Origin of the sequence: Photorhabdus caribbeanensis (assembly GCF_018448885.1) — a bacterium.
Taxonomy (GTDB): Bacteria; Pseudomonadota; Gammaproteobacteria; order Enterobacterales; family Enterobacteriaceae; genus Photorhabdus; species Photorhabdus caribbeanensis.
In genome coordinates, this window is the sequence record NZ_RCWB01000076.1 from 1 (window position 1) to 4001 (window position 4001).

Annotated in this window: 5 protein-coding genes and 1 pseudogene; all 6 read left to right on the forward strand. The window is 47.2% G+C overall.

Annotation, left to right across the window (positions count from 1 at the left end; all coding sequences use genetic code 11):
• The coding region (locus EAE90_RS22820) for a VENN motif pre-toxin domain-containing protein (protein ID WP_214055405.1) at positions 1–1841 on the forward strand (1841 nt) is incomplete at its 5' end.
• 5 nt (positions 1842–1846) lie between these two features.
• Positions 1847–2083: a hypothetical protein gene (locus EAE90_RS22825; RefSeq protein ID WP_040150625.1), complete on the forward strand. Its 237-nt coding sequence runs from the start codon at positions 1847–1849 to the stop codon at positions 2081–2083.
• A gap of 66 nt (positions 2084–2149) precedes the next feature.
• Positions 2150–2281 (forward strand): hypothetical protein, encoded by a 132-nt coding sequence (locus tag EAE90_RS24360; protein ID WP_265340076.1) that lies wholly within the window; start codon positions 2150–2152, stop codon positions 2279–2281.
• 25 nt (positions 2282–2306) lie between these two features.
• Positions 2307–3218, forward strand: coding sequence for a hypothetical protein (locus tag EAE90_RS22830; RefSeq protein WP_214055406.1), 912 nt, complete (start codon positions 2307–2309; stop codon positions 3216–3218).
• A complete protein-coding gene (locus tag EAE90_RS22835; protein ID WP_036781655.1) occupies positions 3215–3532 on the forward strand; it encodes a hypothetical protein in 318 nt (105 codons plus the stop codon). The genes EAE90_RS22830 and EAE90_RS22835 overlap by 4 nt, the downstream gene beginning before the upstream one ends.
• A 141-nt stretch (positions 3533–3673) precedes the next feature.
• Positions 3674–4001: pseudogene (locus EAE90_RS24095) on the forward strand (VENN motif pre-toxin domain-containing protein); the annotation flags it as partial.

Sequence of the window (4001 nt, forward strand, 5' to 3'; positions counted from 1 at the left end):
CCACCGTGGGTCCCCTCACCAACGGCACAGCAAGCCTCAATGCCAGCCGCAATAAACTCCACAGCAACTATGACAGCGTGCAGGAGCAGACCGGGCTGTTTGCTGGCAAAGGCGGCTATCAGGTTAACGTCGGCGACCACACCCAACTGGACGGCGCGGTGATAGCGGGTCAAGCCGACAAAACCAACAACACCCTGAACACCGGGACGCTGGGCTTCAAGGAGATTCAAAATCAAGCGGATTTTACTGTTGAGCAGCAAAGTGCGGGCGTCAGCCTGGGCCAACCGACCGCCGGTCAGGTCCTGAATAATCTGGCGGTCAATGGGCTGAGTGGTTCCCATAACCAGGGCCATGACAGCAGCACCACGCACGCCGCCGTCAGTGACGGCAACCTGATTATCCGGGATAAGGCGCACCAGACGCAGGATATCGCGACCCTTAGCCGTGATACCGATAATGCCGCCAATGTCCTGAGCCCAATATTTGATAAGGAAAAAGAGCAGCAACGGCTGAAACAGGCGCAACTGATTGGCGAACTCAGCGCCCAGATGACCGAGATAGCCAGTACGGAAGGGAAAATTATCGCCACCAAAGCGGCGAAAGCGAAGCTGGACCATATCAGTGAACAGGATAAAGAGACAGCCAGAAAAAAACTGGTCGACAGTGGCAATCCACACCCGACATCGGCGGATATCAATAAGCAAGTTTATGACACCGCTTACACACAGGCGCTGAATGACTCGGGCTTTGGGACCGGCGGCACCTATCAGAAAGCCCTACAGGCGGCCACCGCAGCGATTCAGGGCTTAGCGGGCAACAACCTCGGTCAGGCGCTGGCCGGAGGGGCTTCGCCTTATCTGGCCGGGGTGATAAAAGCGCTGACGACGGACCCGCAAACCCATCAGGTGGATATCGCCACCAATACGCTGGCCCATGCGATTTTAGGCGCGGTAGCGGCAGAGGTCAGCGGCAATAATGCCTTGTCAGGCGCAGCCGGTGCGGCTTCCGGTGAGCTGGCCGCTCAGGTCCTGATTAAGCAACTTTACGGTGATGGGGCCAAAGTCAGTGAGTTAACGGAGGAGCAGAAACAAACTATCAGCACCCTTTCCACCCTGGCGGCTGGGTTGGCAGGCGGCATTGCCGGTGACTCCACAGCCAGTGCCATTACCGGGGCTCAAGCCGGGAAGAATGCGACCGATAATAATGCCCTAGCTGTACCAATGCCACCACCACCGATAGCCGGTTCAAACACGGGTGAAGCCGTGAACGAAGCAAACCAGACAATAGCTTCAGCTTTGGACAAAAAATTGAAGGAAATGGGAGAGTCTATAGATAAAGCTACCCAATGCTCTTTTGGCCGGGTATGTTCGTCAGATTATGTCGATAATGAAAGCCAACCAAATGTAGGGAAGGATCTGACAAATGAAGAAAAGTCTCAGTATGGTGGAGTTGGTTCTGGATCACCTAGTGGTTGGGAACCACAGGATGAGGAGAATGCGAGAACTCAGCAATCTGATTCCAAAAATTTTGATGATAAGTTTAAAAAGAGTGATTTAGTATCTTCTGCTAATAAGCCTATTAATAATCAAGGATTATCTGCTGGGGCTCGTGCTTGGGAAAAACACGCAGGAAGACCAGGAGGAATATTTGAGCCGTTAAAAGGAAATGTTACTCAGAAAAATGAAGCAGCTAGCCGGTTCGTAAATGAAGTGTTGAATAATAAGAATACTGTCCGAACCGATTTATCCAAGGGTGGTATAGAATACCGTCTACCTGATGGTAGAGGTGTCCGCTACAACTCAGATGGTTCTTTCTCAGGTTTTTTAGATCCTAAAAGGTAAAAAAAATGGCTAATAATTTTGAAGTGGATTTTTTTAGTGACTCCAGATACGAAGAGCTGACAGCAGAAATTTCGTATAGGGGGCAAATACTTTGTCAACTTAACAAAGACAAGGGAATTGATTCTATTGAGATTGAATTTTTTTCAGATAGTAGGATTTTGGAAAAACCAATAGAAATGAAATTCCCGTTAGACGAGTTTATAAATGTGTTGATGAATACAAAAGTAGATCTCATTACATAATTAAAATCTCGGTTTTTAAGTTGGGATTTTACTTTTAATTATCGGTTTAGAGGAGGCCTCATCTAGATGATTGGTTCCTCCATCCGCGATGACCGAGACCAACTAACCGGTGGTAAAAGTCGCGTCGGGGCATTATGGGCCGGACATCGAACTACCCCGGGAAAAATCGTTTGTAACCGACTGAGTACATTGGAGTAATTGGTGTCCGGCGGTCAACTTCGCAATGGAATGCGTTGTTATTGAGAATAACTATCTGAGTGTGAATGAGCTGGACAGTTTTGCGCACCAAGCCCGCACCTGTGAAGGCGAAAGCTGTAAGCAGGTGATCAAGGATATGGTAGAGACTAATATCCGCAATCAGCAGGAAATGATGGACTTCTGCAACAGCAACCCGACCCAGTGTGCGCAGAAGTATGGTTATCTGGTTGATCAGTGGCCGGTGTTTGAACGTACCCTCAAAAATATGGACCGGGATGGCACATTGCCGGTTGAGCTCAGAAATTACCTGTCGGCAGTGAATACGTTAGGTCAGGCGGCCACAGGCAAGGTAGGCGAACTCGGCTGGACAAAACGCTTTGAGGCGATGGGCATGAGCAAGGAAACGGCCGCTGCGATGGCGATGACATTGCCAATTGTGATGGAGGGGGCTAAAGGGCCGAAGTCATCGCCAACAACAAAGGGAAGCACAGGCGCGGCTGTTAATACAGAGAAAACGGCGCGGGAAAAGATTGGGAAAAACAGTCAAGGCACAACGAATCTGGGTGATAAATCGGCTAATACTGTTTATCATCAACAGCTTATCAAAAATGCTGAAAAGATATCTACCGCGAAACCAGGACAACAAGTTGCTGCGCCAAGGGATCTGAATGAGCAAACTTTCTGGAAACAGGTTGAATCAAATCCGTCACAGGGAAGTAAATTGTTAGGTATGAATAAAGATCCCCGTTTTCCTACGGCGGCTGGTTTTCAGAAAATGGAAGCAAAACATAGGCTCCCTAATGGACAAACAATAACTATCCATTACCAGTACAACTCAAATACTGGTAAAGCCTATGACATGAAAATTACTACTCCTCAGAGAATCCAACAGGATCCTAAAAAGGTAATAGATTCAATAAAGGATAATGTTAAATGAAAATACAAGAATCAGATGGCTCTATTGTTGATGTTTTTGCCATATATTGGTTTGGTGATGAAACATATTTTTATGGGTTACCACCAAATTATGGAGGTTTACAGGCATATAAGTCTCATGAAGTCTCAGTTATCGATACAACGATAGGTTTTAAAACTGTTTTTTTCTCAAATGATGATGCTAAAAGTGTTCATCATTGGGCATTAATAGAAGAACAGTTGCTGGATGATCTACTTGAGTTAGATGAAACTGCTTATCAACGCTTTTTGGCAATCCTAAAGGCAGAAGGTAATATAGAACAGGATTTTTGTTAATTAGACGTCCCGGTCAGTGGCCGGGAGCTTCCTGCTTTTAGCCGTCAGCTGTTCTCAACAAGCCGGATAATCAACTGACCGTGCTCAGCACTGACCTGCACCGGCGGCTCAGAAGAAACGACCCAGGAAATCGTGAAGATTATGGGGCAGACGGGAATTGCGGCGTCTGCGGGAGTGGCCGGAGGGATCAGTAAGGCTGGAGCAAAAGGAGTCAAGGGAAGTGCTATACCGGTTCCTGATCCTGTGACAACTAATAATGGATTAGTGTATAAATCAAACCCTAAACATACTCCGGGACAAATAGGTTATCACCGTAATGCCGGGACTGAACCTAAGAATTCAGTCGAATTGTTTAGCAATTCAGTTACAAGTGGTAAAAAAAGATACGCATTGGATAGTGATGGTAATGTACATCAATTTACCAATACTAATGATGGTACGTGGCATTGGTCCGGTAGCACAGGTGATA